The organism is Pseudomonas sp. KK18 (assembly GCF_037094675.1).
Classification (GTDB): Bacteria; Pseudomonadota; Gammaproteobacteria; order Pseudomonadales; family Pseudomonadaceae; genus Aquipseudomonas.
On the sequence record NZ_CP146605.1, the window covers coordinates 3,046,432 to 3,066,455 of the forward strand.

Below are 20,024 nucleotides of genomic sequence, written 5' to 3' on the forward strand. Positions count from 1 at the left end.
GCTCATGGTTGCTGGTTGGGGTTCCAGTCATCCGGCACCACCGCAATCACATCGATCTCCATCAACCACTCCGGCTGGCCCAGACCCGAAATCACCAGGCCGGTGGAGATCGGGAACACGCCCTTGAGCCATTTGCCGACCTCCTGGTACACCGGTTCGCGGTAGCGCGGGTCGATCAGGTAGGTGGTGGTCTTCACGATGTGCGACAAATCGGAACCGGCTTCCTCCAGCAGTTGCTTGACGTTTTTCATTGCCTGTTCGGCTTGCGCGCGCGGGTCGCCGAGGCCGATCAGGTTGCCGTCGAAGTCCGTGCCGATCTGGCCACGTACATAAATGGTATTGCCGGCGCGCACGGCCTGGCACAGGTCGTTGTCCAGCGCCTGGTTGGGGTAGGTCTGCTTGGTGTTGAACATGCGGATACGGGTATGGGTGGGCATTGCTGGCAACTCATGAGGCGCGGAATAAATCCAGCTTCACATTGGCCTCGCCCGCGCGAAACCAGCATTTGCGCGAGGTAATGCTTAGGCAAAACCGAAGCGCCATCCGCCGGCGTCAGCGTCGGGCTAAAACAGCAATCGGCATGAACCATGCAACGCTGTGTTTGAGGCAGGCGGCGCCGGCTTGGCGTCAGCTTATTGATGATGTGGAGGCGTGATGCTCAGTCGTATTACCCAGCGCCAACTGGAATATTTCGTGGCTTCCGGTGAGGCAGGCAGCATCAGTGCGGCGTCTGAGCGCATTCATGTGTCGTCGCCGTCTATCTCGGCTGCGATCACCCACATGGAGGCCGAGTTGGGCATCCAGCTGTTTGTGCGGCATCACGCCCAGGGCATTTCCCTCACGGCAGTGGGGCGCCAGGTGATGCAGGAGGCCAAGCTGATCCTGGAGCAGATGACCAACCTCTACACCATCGCTTCCGAGTCGCTGAACACCGTGCGCGGACCGCTGCGGGTGGGTTGCCTGGAGTGGCTGGCGCCGATGATCACCCCTGAGCTGGTGTTTGGTTTTGGCCGCGCGTTTCCAGGTGTACGCCTCACGCAAGTGGAGGGCAACCACGAGGAAATGCTGGAAAAACTGCGCAGCGCCGAGATCGATATCGCCCTGACCTACGACCTGGTGACCAGTGACGACATCGACTTCCAGCCGCTGGCGCAATTACCGCCGTATGTGATGGTGGGTGAGTACCACCCGCTCGCAAGCCTGTCGGCGGTGAGCATGCTCGACCTTGAGGATTACCCGGTGGTGCTGCTGGACACGCCCTGGAGTCGGGAATATTTCCTCAGCTTCTTTATGCAGGCCGGTACCACACCGAACATCATCATGCGCTCCAGCAACCTTGAAACCGTGCGCTCGATGGTTGCCAATGGCATCGGCTATTCCTTCGCGAATGCCCGGCCCAAAGCCAATCTTTCCCAGGACGGCAAGCGCTTGATCCGCCTGCGCTTGTCCGGCCCGCACCGGCCCATGCAGCTGGGCTATGCCACGGCGAGCAATACCCAATTGTCCCGCGTGGTGTCGGCGTTTGCCGAGCGTTGCCGCATGTTCGTTTCAGACCAGTACATCCCGGGCATGGCGGCCCCGAGCTTTTTTGATGCCCATGCGGTGCGCACCCTGAACGGCGCGGGCTGAGCCGCGTGCTTTCCTGCTTTTCTGTGGGAGCTGGCTTGCCTGCGATGCAGGCACCTCGGTCTTCCAGGTACACCGGGGCGATGCTATCGCAGGCAAGCCAGCTCCCACAGGGGATCGCGTTTGCTTCGCACCAAGATGTGGCGCTGATTGCCTGATGGGCGAGGTGTCGCCCCATTAAGAGACAGGCTGTTTTACCAGTCCAGTCGTCACCCAGGGAACGGTGACGCTGCGTAGGTTCTCCCTACCCAATAGGCCGGCTTTTACGAATTGACCCCAAGGGCCTCTCCCCACGAATCTCAGTCCATCGGTGCAGATCAGGGTTCGACCTTCACGTTGAGCATTCGGTGGGCATTTTCATTTTTTTGTCGAGCACAGTGACGATGACTTTCAACTGGAATTACATGTTTGGTTTGCTGGCCGATGCCGAGTTCTGGCGGGCGACATGGACGGTCATCCAGCTCAGTTCGTTGACATGGGTCCTGAGTATCGCGCTGGGCTTCCTGCTGGCCCTGGCCAAGCAGTCAAAGCACGCGCTGATTAGCCTGCCGGCGCGTGGCTATATCTGGTTGTTCCGCAGCCTGCCGCTGCTGGTGCTGCTGATCTTCATCTACAACCTGCCACAGGCGATTCCCGCCACGTCGGTGATTCTGGCGGACCCGTTCTGGGCCGGCCTGCTGGCGCTGGTGATCTGCGAAACCGCCTATGTCGCTGAGATTCACCGGGGCGGCCTGCTGTCGATTCCCAAAGGTCAGGGCGAGGCCGCGCGGGCACTGGGGCTGAAGTTTTTCGGGATCCAGTGGCGGGTGGTGATCCCGCAGGCATTGCGGGTGGCGCTGCCGTCGCTGGCCAACGAATACATCTCCATCGTCAAGCTGACCTCGTTGGTGTCGGTGATTTCGCTGACCGAGATCCTGATGGTCGGCCAGCGCCTGTATTCGCAGAATTTCCTGGTGATCGAGACGATGGCGGCGGTGGCTTTTTTCTACGTGTTCATCGTCACGGTGTTCGACTTCCTGCTCAAACGGCTCGAGCGTTTTCTCGACGTCAATCAACGCAACGTGTCCCGGGTACCTGATGCCGAGGTGCTGGCGCTGGCGACCCGACAGCACGTCGCCCTGCAACGCCCTGTCAGTACCGAAGGCCCGGCGCTGCAGGCCAGCCGGCTGCACAAGGCCTACAACGATGTAGAGGTACTGGGCTCGGTCAACCTGCAGATCCAGCCCGGCGAAGTAGTGTCGGTGATCGGGCCTTCGGGCTCCGGAAAAACCACCCTGATTCGCCTGCTCAACGGTCTTGAGCAACTGGACAACGGCGAGATCCAGATCAACGGCCAACCCTTTATTCACCTGAACAAAGTCGGCGCGCAGAAGCCGCAGTATGTCGAGCACGCCGAGCATCGCCTGAACATCGGCATGGTGTTCCAGAGCTTCAATCTATTCCCGCATCTGAGCGTGCTCGACAACTTGCTGATGGCGCCGAAGTACCACCACCTCGGCAAGCTGGATGAGCTGAAGCAACAAGCCTACGCGCTGCTGCACAAGGTCGGCATGCTCGATCACGCCTGGAAGTACCCGCATCAGCTTTCCGGTGGCCAACAGCAGCGCGTGGCCATCGCCCGCGCCCTGATGATGCGCCCGCAAATCATGCTGTTTGACGAGCCCACCTCGGCCCTGGACCCGGAAAAAGTCAACGAAGTCCTGCAGGTCATCGAGGCCCTGGCCCAGGAAGGCATCACCATGGTGATCGTCACCCATGAGATGAATTTCGCGTTCAAGGTCTCCGACCGGATCGTGTTCATGGAGAGAGGCCGTGTGGTGTGCGACGACACGCCGCAGGCGCTGCGCAGCGGCGAAAACCCACGTGTGGAGGCGTTCCTCAAGGACGTCTCGCTGGCGTAACTCCTTTAACGTTCGAGCGACAAGAGAGCCACAACATGATCGAGCAAGCGCAAATTGAACAGTTTCACCGGGACGGTTTTCTGGTGGTGCAAGACGTGCTGTCGGCTGAAGAAGTCGCCGCGTTGCAGCACGACTTCGACCAGTGGGTAGAAGACAGCCGCAGCCACGAACAGGGCTGGGGTGAAACGGCAGATGGCCGTGCGCGTTTCGACCTGGAAGGCGACCATCGCCCGGATCATCCCTCGCTGCGCCGAGTGAGTTCGCCCACCGAAATTTCGCCGGCATACCAGCGTGTGGCGTTGCATTCGCGGATGGCAGCGATCTCCGCGCAACTGATCGGGGGCGGCGGCACGCGTTTTCATCACAGCAAGATCAACTCGAAACTGCCCCACACCGCCACGCAGGTGAAGTGGCACCAGGACTTCCTGTTCACGCCCCACAGCAATGACGACATCGTCACGGCCTTGCTGATGGTCAGTGAAGTCACACCGCAGAATGGCCCGTTGAATGTGATTCCCGGCAGCCACAAAGGCCCGTTGTGGTCCCACTGGCGCGACCAGCGTTTCACCGGTTCGGTGGACGACACGGTGGTCGACGACCTGTGCCACGACCCGGTCGCCTGTTATGGCCCGGCCGGTTCCGTGTGCTTCATGCACACCCGTCTTTTGCACGCTTCAAGCCCTAACGAGACCGAACTGCCGCGCACCCTGTTCATCAGCGTCTACGCCGCTGAAGACGCGCTTCCATTCGGCGAAAACCCGCTGCCCAGCGCGCACGCCGGCCTGATAGTGGCCGGTGAAGAAAGTGGGCTGGTGCGTTCCACGGAAAACCACCTGCGCTTGCCGCAGAAGCCCCGTGGCGCCTCTTTCTTTGTGCAACAGGCCGGCCAGGATTCAGTCACTGCCTAACCTTCTTCTCACCTTGCAGGGTATTACCATGACAGCGTTTCAGATGATTGCTCGCCCTATTGCCGTGTGCCTGCTGGGCGCTGCGGTTGCAATGACGTCGTTGGCGGCTTCGGCTTTCCAGAAAGACGGGAAAATCGTCGCAGGTTCCGATGTGACCTTCTTTCCCTATGAATACATGGATAACAACAAGCCCGCCGGCTTTGATATCGAATTCATGGATGGCCTGGCCAAGACCATGGGGCGCACCGTCGAGACCCTCGACACGCGCTTTCCCAACCTGATCACCGGCCTGCAGGCGGGGCGATTCGACGTGACCAACTCTTCGATGTACATCACCGCCGAACGGGTGAAAGTCATCGATATGATTCCCTACCTGAAAAGCGGTGAGTCGATCCTGACGCTCAAGGGCAGCGACTTCCAGCCCAAGACCCCTGAAGAGTTCTGCGGCCACAAGATCGGCTCTATGGGCGCCACCTCCTGGCTGGCGCAGATGCACAAGCTGTCGGATGAGTACTGTGTGAAGAAAGGGCTGAAGCCGATCGCGATCAGCGAGTACAGTACCGACCCGCAAACCACCCAGGCCTTGCTGGCTCATGCTGTTGAAGCGCAGATCACCGATGCGGCCGTGGCCCGTGGCGCAGTGGAAAAACTCGGCGGGCGCGTGGTGATTTCTTCCGATACCTTGATCTACCCGGTGTTGAACGGCTTTGGTGTGAAGAAGGGCAATGACGAGGTCAAGAACGCCTTGATCGAAGGCATCAAGAAGTTCAGCGCCACCCCTGAATACGCCGCCTTGCTCAAGAAATACAACTTCCAGGCGCCTACCGATGCCGACATCGCCGAGCTGATGCCGAAGTCCTGACCGGAAACTGTTCACTTAAGGAACACGCCATACCTGTGGCGAGCGAGCTTGCTCACTACAGATTATGGGGTACTTGTCCTGCGGAGAAAGCTACATGGCGTTATCACTTGAAGAGCAAACCCGCATCGACCTGGCGGCAACTTTCCGCATCGTTGCGCACCTTGGCATGCATGAGGCAGTGGCCAACCATTTCAGCGCGGCGGTGTCGGCCGACGGCAAACAGTTCCTGCTCAACCCGAAGTGGAAGCACTTCTCGCGTATCCGCGCCAGTGACATGCTGCTGTTGAATGCCGACGACGCCGGCGGTGCCGATCATCCGGAGGTAGACGCTACCGCCTGGTCGATCCACGGGCAGATTCACCGGCTGTTGCCGCAAACCCGCGCCGTGCTGCACCTGCACCCGGTGTACACCACGGCGGTAGCCTGCCTGGCCAAGCCGCATATCCCTGCGATCGACCAGAACACCGCGCGCTATTTCAATCGCGTGGCGGTGGACGAGCTGTACGGTGGCATGGCCGACACCGAGGCCGAGGGCGAGCGCCTCGCCGGTTTGCTGGATGGCAAGAGCCGCTTGTTGATGGGCAACCATGGGGTGATGGTCACAGCCACCTCCATCGGCGAGGCATTCGATGATATCTGGACCCTGGAGCGCGCCTGCCAGATCCTCGTCACGGCGTGGTCCACCGGCCAGCCGCTGCGGATACTGTCTGACGAAGTGGCTGAAAAGACCGCGCGGGGATGGGAAGGCATCACGGATTTCTCGCAACGGCATTTTGAAGAAATGAAGCAGTTGATGATCGACGCCGACCCTTCGTTGCTCGACTGATTTCACCCCTCACAGGCAGGAACCCCCATGACCTTTTCGGTTGTCGCCCGCTGTGCCGAAACCGGCCAGTTGGGTATCGCTATCAGCTCGTCGAGCATTGCCGTGGGCGCCCGTTGCCCGTGGCTGCGCCCCGGCGTGGGCGCGGTGGCGTCGCAGAACATCACGTTGCCGGCCCTCGGCCCGCAAACCCTGGACCTTTTGGCCCAGGGCATGGCCCCGAGCGAGGCGCTGGCCACCGCGCTCACCCCGCAGAGCCGTAGCGAATATCGCCAGGTGACAGTGATCGATAGCACTGGCCGAACCGCACACTTCAGCGGCGCGCAGACCCTGGGCATCCACCACGCGGTCAGCGGCGAGCAATGCGTGGCGGCAGGGAACATGCTGGCGAATACCGGTGTGATCGAAGCCATGGTGCGCGCCTTCGAAGATACGCCCGGGCATCTCGCCGACCGGTTGCTCGCCTCCATGCAGGCGGGGGCGGCGGGAGGCGGCGAGGCGGGGCCAGTACATTCTGCCGCGCTGGTGGTGGTCGGTGACCACCTGTGGCCCATCGTCAACCTGCGGGTGGACTGGGCCGACGTGGATCCGATCGGCACCCTGGACCAACTCTGGCAGGCCTATCGCGGGCAAATGCAGGACTATATCGACCGCGCCATCAACCCGCAAAGCGCCCCTGGCTACGCGGTGCCGGGAGATGACCGATGAGCCGCAGCCGTGACCTGCTGGCGCACCTGGTCAGCTTTGACACCACCAGCCGCGAATCCAACCTCGCCCTGATCGACTTCGTGCGCAACTACTTGCAGCACCATGGCGTGAGCTGTGAATTGTTGTTCAACGAGCAAAAGAGCAAAGCCAATCTGTTGGCCACCATAGGTCCGGCGGAGGTGCCCGGTATCGTGCTTTCGGGCCATACCGACGTAGTACCTGTAGACGGTCAGTGCTGGAGCGTTGCGCCGTTTGAACTGACCGAGAAGGATGGCAAGCTGTACGGGCGTGGCACCGCCGACATGAAGGGCTACCTCGCCTGCGTGCTGGCCAGCGTACCGGCGCTGGTGCAGGCACCGCTGCGCATGCCGGTGCATATCGCGCTGTCTTACGATGAAGAGGTGGGCTGCCTGGGCGTGGGGTCGCTGATCGAAGCGTTCCATGCAAAAACCGTCAAGCCGTTACTGTGCGTGATCGGCGAACCGACCGAACTCAAGCCGGTGCTGGGCCACAAGGGCAAGCTGGCGATGCGTTGCGAGGTACATGGCGCGGCGTGCCATTCGGCGTATGCGCCGTCGGGTGTGAACGCCATCGAATATGCCGCGCTGTTGATCATCGAACTGGGCCGGCTCGGTGAAGAACTCAAGGCGCCGCAACATCACGACGGGAGTTTTGATCCGCCGTTCTCCACCGTGCAAACCGGCATGATTGCCGGTGGCAACGCCCTGAATATCGTCCCGCAAAACTGCAGCTTCGACTTCGAAGTGCGCTCACTGCCCGCACAGAATCTCTGGCACGTCGCGGACCAACTGCGGGGTTACGCCGAGCACACCTTATTGCCCGCGATGCAGGCGGTGAGCGGGCAGTGTGCAATCCACTTCAGTGAGCTGTCGAGTTACCCAGGGTTGTCGACATCAGCGCAGAGCCAGGCGGCTGAATGGGTTGCCGACTTCTGTGGCTCTCAGGCATACGGCACAGTGGCGTTCGGCAGCGAAGGCGGGCTGTTTGATCAGGCGGGCATTCCCACCGTGGTATGTGGACCGGGCAGCATGGACCAGGGGCACAAGCCTGACGAGTTCATCAGCGTTGCGCAGCTTGAGGCCTGTGACCGGATGCTGGAGAAAGTGTTGGTGTTTGCCAGTCGGCAATCCTGATTCAGCAAGCACCCATCCTGTGGAGAAGGAACTTGTTCCCGTTGGGCTTCGAAGCAGCCCTAAACCCTGCAATCGATATCGACCTGACGGACTACCAGTGCCTGTTTTGGGGCCGCTTCGCAGCCCAGCGGGAGCAAGCTCCCTCGCCACAGGTTGTCGGCCGCCCTCACGCTTGCGGTATTGGTCAGACGGTTACCGTTCTGCCACCTGCGCTGAGTGCTTTCGCCCCATTTTCGCGCACGGCACAGCGTGTTTTGCACGACGTCCCGCCTATCCAGCGGGCCCGACAACAGCGGTCCGTTTCTTGCTAGAGCCAGCTTAATCAATGACATGGCATTTTGCCGTCAATCATTTCAAAGCTTGATTCGCCGCACAGGCGAGTGGTTCTAGGAGTAGTCGGACATGCAAAGTGTGTTGTCGCCAGGTATCCGCCTGCTCGGACGTTTTGGATTCGCGCGCAAGTTCCAGATCCTGTTTTTCCTGTTCATGCTGCCCCTGGCGGGCAGCCTGTGGATGATCGCGCAGGAGTACCGCACCAAGCTGACGGTGATTTCCAATGAGCAATCCGGGGTGCGCGAACTGCTGGCGCTGGATGCCCTGGACGCCCAACTGACCGCCCAGCGCAACCTGGCGGCGCGCTGGAAAGCCGCCGACATCCTCCACGACCAGACACCCGCGGCCAAGGCGGCCATGACTGCGGTCGATACCAATTTCCCGCTGATCCTGCAAAGCGTGCAGGCCCTGGGCGAGGCCCTCAAAGTCCAGAACGCCCGCCCGGACACCCTTGCACGTTTTGAGGCATTGCAAGCCTCGGTCACCGGCATGGATTCCCAACCCCTGCGCACCGTGGGCTGGTGGCCGGATGGTTATGACCGCTTCACGTCTGCGCTGAGCGCGATGCAAACCCTGCGCGAACAGATCACTATGGACACCGGGTTGATCCTCGATCCGTGGCTTGAAACCTATTTGCTGATGCAGATTTCCACCCAGCAAACCCCCGACCTGATCGAGCGTATCGGGCGTATGGCGAGCGTCGGGCAGTCATCCATCGCATCGGGGCAGTTCACCCTGCAAAGCCGTTTGCAGATGCGTGATTTGCGCGGTCGCATCGGCGATGCAAGGGACCAGTTGGTCAAGGCCGCCGCATCCCTCAAGGCCAAGCAATACCCGGGGCTGCAAACCTGGATCGCGCCATACGACGACAGCTTGCAACTGCTGGACAACGAACTGAAGACCCTGGACGAAGGCGTGTTCGGCGGCACCATCAAGCTCGATACCACCGGCTTCGAACGCAGTGTGGATGGCATGCTTGGCGCCCTCGGCGCGTTGCGTAAACAGTCGCTGACCTCGCTGGACGCGCGCCTGGGTTACTACCGCGACAGCTCGCTCAAGCAATTCATCCCGGTGGCGGTGACGTTCAGCGTGCTGGCCCTGGCAGCCCTGTACCTGTTCGTGTGCTTGCAGGCATCGATTCGCCGCAGTGCCAGCAGCATCACCACCCTGGCCGAATCCCTGCGTGACGGTAATCTGTGCGTTGAAGTGGCGGTGGAAGGGCGCGATGAACTGGCGGCCATCAGCACGGCGCTCAACGTGGCGGTGGTGCAGTTGCGCACCAGCCTGCTGGGGGTCAATCACGAGACGCAGCAGTTGGGCTCTGCGGTGCTGACACTCAATTCGCAATCGGGCAGCACGCTGACCGAAGTGGAAGACCAGCAACAGCAGATCAGCCAGATTGCAGCGGCCGCCACACAGTTGGCCGCGACCTCCATGGGCGTCGCCAAGAGCTGCGAGCAGGCCTCCGGCAGCGCGCAGAAAACCCGGCAGATTGCCGAGGACAGCAGCCGCGACAGCCAGCGCACCACCGCGAGTATCCAGCAACTCAACCAGCGCTTGACCGACACCTCCGATGCATTGGAGCGCGTCAGCCAGCAGGGCCAGCAGATCCAGTCGGTGGTTGACACCATTCGGGGTATCGCCGAGCAGACCAACCTGCTGGCGCTGAACGCTGCCATCGAGGCTGCGCGGGCCGGTGAACAGGGGCGGGGATTTGCGGTGGTAGCCGATGAAGTGCGCAGCCTGTCGCAACGGACCCAGGCCTCCACGGCGCAGATCGCCGGCACGGTCGACAGTTTGCGCGCGACGGTGAGCCAGGCGGTCACCCTGATGGGCGTGGCCTGTGAGCAGGCGGTGACCGATGCCGAGTCCGTCACGGGCCTGGGTCATCGCCTGGGGGAGATCGCCAGCGCGGTGCAGAGCGTCACTGACACCCTGGCGCAGATCGCCACGGCGGTTGAGGAACAGGCAGCGACGGCGGATGAAGTGAGCGGCAATATCCAGCAGGTTGACCAGGCCGCCGGGCGCTTGCTCGACGGCGCGCGGGCGGTGAACCAGGCGGCGGATATGTTGAGCAAGGGCAGCCGGGCGTTGAGCGACAACACGGCGCGGTTCCAGCTGGGTTGAGGGGCGGCCTACAGCGCAATGGATAGATGTTCTATCATGAGCATCTATTCATAAACGGTGAAGCAATGCCATGAGAGACCTGCCACCCACCTCGACATTGCGCGCCTTTGAGGTTGCCACACGCCACGCAACCTTCACTTCGGCTTCAGAAGAGTTGCATGTCACCCAGAGTGCCGTCAGCCATCAGCTCAAACACCTTGAAGAACTCTGGGGGTTGCAGTTGTTCCAGCGGGGCAAGTCACTCAGCCTGACGCCTGCCGGAGCAGCCCTTGCGCCGATCGTGCGCGAGTTTTTCATGAACCTTGAGGCGACACTCGCGGACCTGCGCGAGCAAAAGGGCAGGGTCCGGCTCAAGGTCAGTACCACCTATTCCTTCGCGCTGAAATGGCTGCTGCCCCGATTGCCGAGCCTGGCCCAACGGCACCCTGAAATATTGGTCACCCTCGACTCCAGCGACAAGATCATCAACTTTTCAAGCGCGGAGGCTGATGTTGCGATCCGCCTGGGCAACGGGAATTACCCGGCGCTGTACTCGGAGTTCCTGTTCCGCGAGCAGATTTTTCCGGTGGCCAGTCCCGATCTGTTGAAACGCTTTGGCCGGCCACACACACCCGCCGAATTGCTGCGCTATCCCTTGCTGATGCGCGACGGCGCCGACCTGGTGCCGAAGTGGGAAGTATGGTTCCAGCACGTCGGGCTCGCGATTGCGCCGCTCAAGGAAAGTGTCAGGTTTGCGGACACCAACATGACGATCGAGGCGGCTTTGCTCGGCCAGGGCATTGCATTGGCGCGCAGTGGGCATGTGGAGTCAGAGCTGAGCGATGGCAGCCTGGTGAGGCTGTTCGATGTGCCGTTCCCGTCACCGGTCGCTTATTACTTTGTCTGCCCCAAAGGCATCGAGTCCCAGCCGCATATCGTCAGCTTTCGTGATTGGCTGATGCAGGAAGCCGTAAACGCCGGACTGGCTTACGAATAAAGCATGAGGATTTGCTCATTCTTCAATGAGCAGACTTCGCTTCAGTTAAGGCGCCGGTTTGCTTAGGATGGGCGCATGCCTTATCCCATTATTCTCTTGGTCCTCTTCGCTGCCTTACTGCACGCCAGTTGGAATGCGCTGCTGCGTGGCGGCGCCGACCGGCTCTGGTCGATGACGGTGATGTGCCTGGCGGTCGCTATCGCCAGTGGCGGCGTTGCGGTGTTCCTGAACCCTCCGGCGCCAGCCAGCTGGTTTTATGTGGTGCTGTCAGCGGTGCTGCACGTGGGCTACAACCTGTTCCTGGTGCGCAGCTACAAAGTCGGAGACCTGGGGCAGACCTATCCGATTTCACGGGGCTCCTCGCCGGTGCTGATCACTTTGGGTGCCGCCGTGTTTGCCGGGGAGAGTGTCTCGGCCAGCTCGCTTCTGGGCATTGCCCTGGTGTCGGGCGGCATCATTTCCCTGGCGTTCAGGGGGCGCCGGCTCGCCGTTCCCAGCCTGCCATACGCCCTGGGCACCGGCTGTTTCATTGCCGCCTACAGCGTGACAGACGGCATCGGCGCGCGCCTGTCGGGTGCGCCGATGGCCTACACGGTATGGATGTGCGCCTTGTGGGGCGTGTTGATGCCGGCGGTGTATATCGGCCTGCGGGGCCCGAAAAGTCTGTTCAGCCTGCGGCCCGGGTTTTTCACGGCCTTCGCCGGTGGGCTGGTGTCGCTCCTGGCCTACGGAATCATTATCTATGCCATGGCCGGTGCGCCCATGGGCGCGGTCTCGGCCTTGCGCGAGACCAGCGTGCTGTTTGCGGCACTGATCGGCTATTTCTTCCTGGGCGAGACACTGACGGTCCGCAAGGTGCTGGCGTGCGTGGTGATTGCCACGGGCACCATCCTGATCGGCTGACAGCAGGCAAAGCATTTTCCACCACCACATGAAGGTTCGCGCAATGGATACCGTCCCGCAGGCACCGCTGATTCTGATAACAGGTGGAAGTCGTGGCGTTGGCGCCGCCACCGCGCGGCTGGCCGCCGCACAAGGTTATGACGTGGCGATCAGCTTCGTTTCCGATGAGTCTGCCGCCCTCGCGGTGGTGGCGGATGTAGAAGCGGCAGGGCGCCGGGCGTTGGCCGTACGCGCGGACAGCGCAGACCCGGAGCAGGTCGTCCAGTTATTTGCGGCGATAGATCGGACGTTCGGGCGCATCGATGTGCTGGTTAACAACGCCGGGATCAACGCGTTGCAGTCCCGGGTCGAAGACTTGCCGTTCGAGCGGATGCAGCGGATTTTCGCGGTCAACGCGATCGGGCCGATGCTGTGTGCCCAGCAAGCGGTGAAGCGCATGTCGTTTCGTCACCAGGGGCGGGGTGGTGCCGTGATCAATATCTCGTCGGCATCCGCCCGACTGGGCAGCCCCAACGAATATGTCGACTACGCCGCATCTAAGGGGGCTCTCGAGACCTTCACCATCGGGTTTGCCAAGGAAGTGGCCAGGGAGGGAATACGCGTCAACTGCATCCGCCCGGGGCATATCTACACCGACATTCACGCCAGTGGCGGGGAGCCAGGGCGGGTTGATCGCGTGAAGGATTCGATCCCCATGGGCCGCGGCGGTCAGCCTGAAGAAGTGGCTCGGGCGATCCTGTGGCTGGCAGGCGCCGAGGCGTCCTTCATCACCGGTACGTTCCTGGATGTCACCGGCGGGAAATGAGCAGCAGGGCGCGGCCTACCGAGGTTTCCCTCGGTAGGCCGCGCCCGGCATGCATGCACTGGGTCAGCTGTTGAGCCTGACTTGCTCCTTCGCCAGCTTCACCACATTCTCCAGGGTAAAGCCGAACTGGGCCTGCAACTTGGCCAAGGGTGCCGAGGCGCCAAAGCTGTTCATCACCACCTTGGCCCCGGTCTGCCCGACGTAGCGGTCCCAACCCAACGGGCCGGCCTGTTCCACCACCAGTCGTGCCTTCACTGCGGGTGGCAGCACGCTGTCGCGGTAGGCCTGGTCCTGTTCTTCGAACAGTTCCCAGCTCGGCATCGACACCACTTGCGCCGCCACGCCTTCAGTCTTCAGTTGCTCATAGGCTTCCACCGCCAGGCTGACTTCACTGCCGGTGGCCATCAGGATCACCTGGGGCTTATCGGCGCCGGCCAGCACATAAGCACCACGGGATGTACCCGTCGCCGCTGCGTATTTCGTGCGGTCCAGGGTCGGCAGGTTCTGCCGCGACAGCACCACGCAGGTCGGCCGATGGGTCTGGGCCAGGGCGATCTTCCAGGCTTCCAGGGTTTCATTCGCGTCGCCCGGGCGCAGGGTCAGCAAACCCGGGGTGGCCCGCAGTTGGGTCAGGTGTTCGATGGGCTGGTGAGTGGGGCCGTCTTCGCCGACACCAATCGAGTCATGGGTAAACACGAACACCACCGGCAGTTCCATGATCGCCGCGAGACGAATCGGCGGTTTCATGTAGTCGCTGAACACCAGGAAGGTCGAGGTGTAGGGCCGCAGGTATGACAGCGCCATGCCGTTGGCAATCGCGCCCATGGCATGTTCACGAATGCCGAAGTGCAGGTTGCGCCCGCCGTAGTTCTCGGCGCTGAAGCGCCCGGCGTCGTCGAACGTCAGGTTGGTCTTGGTGGACGGCGACAAGTCTGCCGAGCCCCCCAGCAGCCACGGGATCTGCTTGGCAAACGCATTCAACACCTCGCCCCCGGCGGCACGGCTGGCGACGCCCTTAGCATCAGTGGCAAAGCTCGGCAGTTGCTCCTGCCAATGCTCGGGCATCTCGCCGGCACGCATGCGGCGCAGTTCATCGGCCAGTTCCGGTTCGTACTGTTCGAGATGGGACAGGGTTTCGGTCCATTGCTCATACAGCGGCTTGCTGCGCTTGAGCAGTGCATCCCGCAGGACCGTGCGCGCTTCATCCGGCACCAGGAAGCTTGAGTCTTCGGGCCAGCCGTACGCGGCTTTGGTCAGGCGGATTTCTTCTTCGCCCAAAGGCTCGCCATGGGCCGACGCGGTGTTGTGCTTGTGGGGCGAGCCATAGCCGATCACGCTGTCGACCACGATCAGCGTCGGTGCCCCAGTGTTTTTCTGGAACGTGCTCAGCGCGTCGCTCAGGGCCAGCAGGTTGTTCGCATCGGTGACGTGCAAGGTGTGCCAGCCATAAGCCTGGAAACGCTTGATCACGTCTTCGCTGAAGGCCAGTTCAGTGTGGCCTTCGATGCTGATGGTGTTGTTGTCGTAGATCCAGCACAGGTTCTCCAGCTTCAAGTGCCCGGCGATGGACGCGGCTTCGCTGCTGATGCCTTCCATCATGTCGCCGTCGCCGCACAGGGTGTAGACGTTGTAGTCGAACAGCACCTGGTCGTCACGGTTGAAACGCTTGGCCAGCCAACGCTCGGCCATGGCCATGCCGACGCTGTTGGCGCACCCCTGGCCGAGGGGGCCGGTGGTGGTTTCCACACCGGTGGTCATGCGGTATTCGGGGTGGCCGGGGGTTTTGGAGCTCATCTGCCGGAACTGCTTGATGTCGTCCAGGCTGATGGCCGGTTGGCCGGAGCGCTTGCCGTGGGCATCAATCTCCACCACACCGGCCAGGTGCAGCAGCGAATACAACAGCATCGAGGCATGGCCCACCGACAATACGAAACGGTCACGGTTGGGCCAGTCGGGGTGCTCGGGGTGATAACGCAGGAAGCGGCTCCACAAGGTGTAACCGACGGGCGCCAGGCCCATGGGCGTGCCGGGGTGGCCGGAGTTGGCCTTTTGCACAGCGTCCATGGCGAGGGTACGAATGGTGTTGATGCACTGGGTGTCGACAGCGTTGGCAGCGTGATTCATGGAACCTGTTCTCCATCGGGTGACGATCTACAGTGGAGGGCAGCGTGCGCCAAAGGTTTTATGAAATCGTCTGCCCCGCGACGAACGGGGACGCAAACGCGACAGGTTGATCTCAAACATGACAAGAGCCCGCCGGATGGGCTAGCTTCAAGGGGTATTCAGTCAATGATCAACTTGCGGAGGTACTCCATGCCAGTGAAACACGACCTGTATCAGGACCTGGGTTTGAGCAAGGAAGCTATTCATGAACGCAGGGCGAGCGATAACCGATTGGATTCGCTGCTCCACCAATACGACAGCGCCGACAAGGAGGTGCTGGAGCTTGAGTCCTCAAGCGGCGGTGACGAGGAGCTGGAGAAGCTGAAGAAGAAACGCCTGTTGATCAAAGACAAGATCGTCGAGCAACTGGAGAAAGCGACGGCCAAGTAGAAGATTTGTTCAGAATTGCCCGAAAGACAGCAGCACCGCCGCTGCCTATCATGCCAACCGTTCGCCCGGCACTGGGGCTCTTAGACGGCGCATGGAATGCGCTGTGGCCGGGCGAACTCTCTCTTTCAAGCCAGCAGCGCGCGCTTGCATTCGTCAATCGAGCGCTGCTGGGTTTCACCGTACAACTTCAACTCGTCGATAGTCTGGCGACCCAAGGCCTTTTCAAACTCGGCCTGGTTGGAGTTGGCCGCGTAGTGACTCTGCGCCGCATCCCCCAGGTTCGACTGGAAAATCCCCGCCGCACTCACCGGCAGAAAATCTTCGTACACCAACGGCTCCACGTCCACGTGGCCGGCGGCGATCAGTTCGTCCAGGGTTTTAAACTTGTCCTGGGCGGCCAAGCCTTTCTCGGTTACGAAGTAGCGGAAGTACGCCAGCTCCTGCTCACGCATCTGCTGGTAATTATCGGGAAACGCCTGGAAGTGCTGCTCCATCAATTCGGTGTAGCGCCCGGCATTGGCCTCATTCGGAAACGCGCCCAATTCATCCCGTGCGGCATTCAGCAATTGGTCGTACAGCGCGCGGCCCTTGGGGGTCAGCGCCACGCCGCGTTGTTCGATTTCACCAAAGCGCGCGCTGTGGCTGCCCTTGGCATCGGTAAAGGCAATGGCTTCATCCAGGGCCTTGAAGCTGGTCTGGCGCAGCAGGATCGGGCACTGGCGGCGGGGCGGGCCTTCGATCACGGCCTTGGGGGTGATGCCTTTGCCGGGCATCGCGGCCTGCACCTGGTCGATGTCCAGGGTGCGCGGTGTCAGGTGGTTGATGTGCGGGCCCTTGAAGGCGACCACGTCGGCGATCAGCCGGTGCTGGTCGCTCAGTTGCTGGTATTGCGCGGCCGTGACGGTGGCGGTGTGGTGCCAGCGGAAGGTTTCCAGGGCTTGCTGGATAAACTCTTCGGCATGGGCGACGTCGAGGCCGCCGTCGGCTTCGGCTTGCTGGATCAACTCAAGGGCGCGTGGGGTGAAGATCGAACGCTTGGCCAGGGCTGACTGGGCGAAGGCCCGCAGTTCCGGGTTTTCGATCAGCTCCAGGCGCAGCAGCGAAGTGAACACCCGGAAGGGGCTGGTTTGCAGGGCGCTTTCATGCACGGCGCGAAAGGCGGTGGAGTGCACCGGTACCCCGGCCGGCGTGAGGTCGTAATAGCCCACCGGCTGCATGCCCATCACCGCAAACAGGCGGCTGATGGTGGCCAGTTCTTCAGCGGTGCCCAGGCGGATGGCGCCGTGGCGCTCCCTGTCCAGGCGCTGGATTTCCCCGGTGCGCTTCAGTTGGTGCGCCAGCGCGGTGTCGGTTTCCAGCACCCGGGCATTGGTCTCGGCCACCAGTTCCATCAGTGCGCCATACAGCGGCACTTCATCACGGTACATGTCGGACATGGCTTTGGAGAAGCCTTTGCGAATCTCGTCAGGGCTGACGGTGGGCATAGAAAAATTCCTGGCGGCTATAGAGAGGAAAAGCACGGATGCCTGATTTTGTTGGGCCTGCCGGCGCCTTGCAAACGAAGATTCCTCTGGACTTCATTCTGCAAATGAATGAGCTGGATGACGCCAGCTTCACGTGCATCTCACCGTATAAGGGCTCTACACTGGCCGTCACCTCTGAACGCGACGGAAGACTCGATGACGGCACAGCCTGCGACGAACATTCTGGAAACGATTGAAGGCCAGCGCCTGGCCAAGCCTGACGGCGAGCGCTGGCGTGACTGGGGCCCCTACCTGAGCGAGCGGCAATGGGGCACGGTGCGCGAAGACTACAGCGCCGACGGCGATGCCTGGCGCTACTTCCCCCACGAACATGCCCGCAGCCGCGCCTACCGCTGGGGCGAGGATGGCCTGGCGGGCTTCAGCGACAAGGCCCAGCGCTGGTGCCTGGGCCTGGCGCTGTGGAACGAGCGCGACGCGATCATCAAGGAACGCCTGTTCGGCCTGAACAACGCCGAGGGCAACCACGGCGAAGACGTCAAGGAACTGTACTTTTTCGTCGATGGCGTGCCGAGCCATGCCTACATGCGCATGCTCTACAAATACCCTCACGCGGCCTTTCCCTACGATGACCTGATCACCGAGAACGCCCGCCGTGGCCTTGGAGATGCCGAATACGAGATCCTCGATACCGGGGTTTTCGAAGACAACCGCTATTGCGATGTCACCGTCGAATACGCCAAGCACCAGCCCGATGATGTGTTCATGCGCATTACCGTGCACAACCGTTCGGACCAATCCACACGCCTGCAGGTGTTGCCGCACCTGTGGGCGCGCAACGACTGGAGTTGGACCCACGATGCGCCCAGGCCCGAGTTGCGCCTGGAGGGCGAACAGGTGGTGGCGCGGCACCATGAGCTGTTCGATCGCCACCTCAGTGCCTGGGGCCAGGACGGGGTGGAATGGCTGTTCTGCGAGAACGAAACCAACTACCCCAGGCTGGACGGGCAACCGGCGCCGGGGCCGTTCAAGGACGGGATCAACGACTATGTGACTACGGGCCTGGAATCGGCGATTCGCCGGGATTCGGGCACGAAAGTGGCCGCGCGTTTCATCCTGGAACTGGCGGGCCAGGAAAGCAAAACCCTGTACCTGCGCTTCGCCCCGGCGGAGGCGCCGTGGATCAATGCGCGCAAGCTGTTCGAAGAACGCCGTCAGGAGACTGATGATTTCTACGCGGCGCTGCAGCAGGACATCGCCGATGAAGACGCACGCAACGTGCAGCGCCAGGCTCTGGCGGGGTTGTTGTGGTCCAAGCAGCTGTACTACTTCGACGTGAATCAATGGCTCGACGGCGATCCGGCCCAGCCCGCGCCGCCGCCCGAGCGTTTGCATATCCGCAATACCCATTGGCGGCACTTGTCGAATTTCGACATTCTCTCGATGCCCGACACCTGGGAATATCCGTGGTATGCCTCCTGGGACCAGGGGTTCCAGGCGGTGGCCGTTGCCCTGATCGACCCCGGTTACGCCAAGCAGCAACTGTTGCTGTTGGTGAAAGACCGCTTCATGCACCCCAACGGTCAGTTGCCGGCCTACGAGTGGCGTTTTGACGACGCCAACCCGCCGGTGCATGCCTGGGCCAGTTGGCGGGTGTATCAGCAGGACAAGGCGCTGAATGGCGTGGGCGACATGGATTTCCTGGAGCGGATCTTCCACAAGCTGCTGCTGAATTTTTCCTGGTGGGTTAACCGTAAGGACGCCGAGGGCCGCAACCTGTTCCAGGGCGGATTTCTTGGGCTGGACAACATTGCGCTGTTCGATCGCTCGGCTGATTTGCCGCCGGGTTATCAGTTGGACCAGGCGGACGGCACAGCGTGGGTTGCGGCGTACGCGCTGGACCTGATGCGTATCGGTCTGGAGTTGGCCAAGCGCAATGTCGTGTATGTGGATATCGCGGTGAAGTTCTTTGAGCACTTCCTGTACATCGCCGGGGCGATCAACCGCGTTGACGATGGCGCTGACGGCTTGTGGGATGAGCAGGATCAGTTTTTCTATGACGTGCTGCATCGTCCGGGCGGTGAAAGTGAGCCGGTGCGGCTGCGTTCTATCGTCGGCCTGATGCCGCTGTTTGCGGTGCTGGTGCTGGAGCAGCGCGAGCATGAAGGGCTGGAGGGGCTGCGCGAGCGGTTGCTGGGGTTTATGAAGCATCGGCCGGACCTGGCCAAGTTGGTGTCGCGCTGGAACGAGCCGGGGCAGGGGAATCGGCTGTTGCTGGCGTTGTTGCGGGGTGAGCGAACCAAGGATTTGCTGCGGCGCATGCTGGATGAGTCTGAGTTTCTCTCGACGTTTGGTGTGCGGTCGCTGTCGAAAGCGTTTGCCGAAGAGCCGCTGGCGCTGAAGATGAATGGCAATACGCTGTGTGCCCGTTATGAGCCGGCAGAGTCGGATTCGCGGTTGTATGGGGGTAACTCCAACTGGCGTGGGCCCTTGTGGATGCCGGTCAATTACATGCTGATTGAGTCGCTGCGGGAGTTTCATCGGTACTACGCGGATAATTTCTCGGTGGAGTATCCGGCGGGGAGTGGGTATCTGGCGTCGCTGGAGGAGGTTGCCGATGGGCTCAGTCAGCGGTTGACGCGTTTGTTTCTGAGGGATGAGAACGGTTCGAGGCCGTCGATGGTGGGGTATGCACAGTTGGAGGCGGACCCGGCGAGCCGCGACCTGGTGTTGTTCCATGAGTATTTTCATGGCGAGACCGGGCGGGGGTTGGGGGCTTCGCATCAGACAGGGTGGAGTGCGTTGGTGGCGCTGTTGTTGCAGCCAAAAACCTGAAAACAGCACAATCAAAATGTGGGAGCGGG

At 61.5% G+C, this 20,024-nt stretch carries 17 protein-coding genes; 14 read left to right on the forward strand and 3 right to left on the reverse strand.

Translation table 11 applies throughout. From position 1 onward, the window contains the following. Positions 1–2: 2 nt before the first annotated feature. The gene (locus tag V6607_RS13850; RefSeq protein WP_003215629.1) at positions 3–437 is read right to left on the reverse strand and encodes a RidA family protein; all 435 of its coding nucleotides are present in this window, start codon (positions 435–437) and stop codon (positions 3–5) included. A gap of 217 nt (positions 438–654) precedes the next feature. On the opposite strand from V6607_RS13850, the gene V6607_RS13855 reads away from it, so the two are divergent. From V6607_RS13855 to V6607_RS13905, 11 genes are all read left to right on the forward strand, one after another. Then, a complete protein-coding gene (locus tag V6607_RS13855; RefSeq protein WP_008434694.1) occupies positions 655–1,629 on the forward strand; it encodes a LysR family transcriptional regulator in 975 nt (324 codons plus the stop codon). A gap of 380 nt (positions 1,630–2,009) precedes the next feature. Further along, positions 2,010–3,527 carry an amino acid ABC transporter permease/ATP-binding protein gene (locus V6607_RS13860; protein WP_003215631.1) on the forward strand — a complete coding sequence of 506 codons (1,518 nt, stop codon included), beginning with the start codon at positions 2,010–2,012 and terminating at the stop codon, positions 3,525–3,527. 35 nt (positions 3,528–3,562) lie between these two features. Beyond that, a complete protein-coding gene (locus tag V6607_RS13865; protein ID WP_008434690.1) occupies positions 3,563–4,435 on the forward strand; it encodes a phytanoyl-CoA dioxygenase family protein in 873 nt (290 codons plus the stop codon). 28 nt (positions 4,436–4,463) lie between these two features. Next, on the forward strand, positions 4,464–5,297 hold the full coding sequence (locus V6607_RS13870; protein ID WP_023658745.1) for an ABC transporter substrate-binding protein: 834 nt from the start codon (positions 4,464–4,466) through the stop codon (positions 5,295–5,297). 94 nt (positions 5,298–5,391) lie between these two features. Then, entirely contained in the window at positions 5,392–6,123 is a 732-nt protein-coding gene (locus V6607_RS13875) for a class II aldolase and adducin N-terminal domain-containing protein (protein ID WP_008434687.1), read from the forward strand. A 27-nt stretch (positions 6,124–6,150) separates the two neighbouring features. Then, on the forward strand, positions 6,151–6,828 hold the full coding sequence (locus tag V6607_RS13880; RefSeq protein ID WP_008434686.1) for a DUF1028 domain-containing protein: 678 nt from the start codon (positions 6,151–6,153) through the stop codon (positions 6,826–6,828). Then, positions 6,825–7,982 (forward strand): acetylornithine deacetylase, encoded by a 1,158-nt coding sequence (gene argE, locus V6607_RS13885; RefSeq protein WP_003215645.1) that lies wholly within the window; start codon positions 6,825–6,827, stop codon positions 7,980–7,982. Before V6607_RS13880 ends, argE begins: the two co-directional genes overlap by 4 nt. A gap of 402 nt (positions 7,983–8,384) precedes the next feature. After that, positions 8,385–10,442: a methyl-accepting chemotaxis protein gene (locus tag V6607_RS13890; RefSeq protein ID WP_134326314.1), complete on the forward strand. Its 2,058-nt coding sequence runs from the start codon at positions 8,385–8,387 to the stop codon at positions 10,440–10,442. A 70-nt stretch (positions 10,443–10,512) separates the two neighbouring features. Beyond that, positions 10,513–11,418, forward strand: a complete 906-nt coding sequence (gcvA, locus tag V6607_RS13895) for a transcriptional regulator GcvA (RefSeq protein WP_087693730.1) — start codon at positions 10,513–10,515, stop codon at positions 11,416–11,418. Positions 11,419–11,493: 75 nt separating this feature from the next. After that, positions 11,494–12,321: a DMT family transporter gene (locus V6607_RS13900; RefSeq protein ID WP_338743954.1), complete on the forward strand. Its 828-nt coding sequence runs from the start codon at positions 11,494–11,496 to the stop codon at positions 12,319–12,321. 43 nt (positions 12,322–12,364) lie between these two features. Then, positions 12,365–13,126, forward strand: a complete 762-nt coding sequence (locus V6607_RS13905) for an SDR family oxidoreductase (RefSeq protein WP_003215653.1) — start codon at positions 12,365–12,367, stop codon at positions 13,124–13,126. A 63-nt stretch (positions 13,127–13,189) separates the two neighbouring features. Here the strand turns inward: V6607_RS13905 and tkt are convergent, their stop codons facing one another. Beyond that, positions 13,190–15,250 (reverse strand): transketolase, encoded by a 2,061-nt coding sequence (gene tkt / locus V6607_RS13910; RefSeq protein ID WP_134326315.1) that lies wholly within the window; start codon positions 15,248–15,250, stop codon positions 13,190–13,192. Positions 15,251–15,439: 189 nt separating this feature from the next. Between tkt and V6607_RS13915 the strand changes: the two genes are divergently transcribed. Next, the gene (locus V6607_RS13915) at positions 15,440–15,679 is read left to right on the forward strand and encodes a DUF465 domain-containing protein (RefSeq protein ID WP_003215657.1); all 240 of its coding nucleotides are present in this window, start codon (positions 15,440–15,442) and stop codon (positions 15,677–15,679) included. Between the two features lie 125 nt (positions 15,680–15,804). Here V6607_RS13915 and V6607_RS13920 read toward each other — a convergent pair whose 3' ends face one another. Continuing rightward, positions 15,805–17,163, reverse strand: a complete 1,359-nt coding sequence (locus V6607_RS13920; protein ID WP_134326316.1) for a VOC family protein — start codon at positions 17,161–17,163, stop codon at positions 15,805–15,807. Positions 17,164–17,201: 38 nt separating this feature from the next. Here V6607_RS13920 and V6607_RS13925 point away from each other — a divergent pair, with 38 nt between their 5' ends. Both V6607_RS13925 and V6607_RS13930 read left to right on the forward strand, forming a co-directional pair. Next, on the forward strand, positions 17,202–17,399 hold the full coding sequence (locus V6607_RS13925) for a hypothetical protein (RefSeq protein ID WP_134326317.1): 198 nt from the start codon (positions 17,202–17,204) through the stop codon (positions 17,397–17,399). After that, complete coding sequence (locus V6607_RS13930; protein WP_134326318.1) at positions 17,359–19,995, forward strand: glucosidase; 2,637 nt, start codon at positions 17,359–17,361, stop codon at positions 19,993–19,995. Before V6607_RS13925 ends, V6607_RS13930 begins: the two co-directional genes overlap by 41 nt. Positions 19,996–20,024 lie beyond the last annotated feature (29 nt).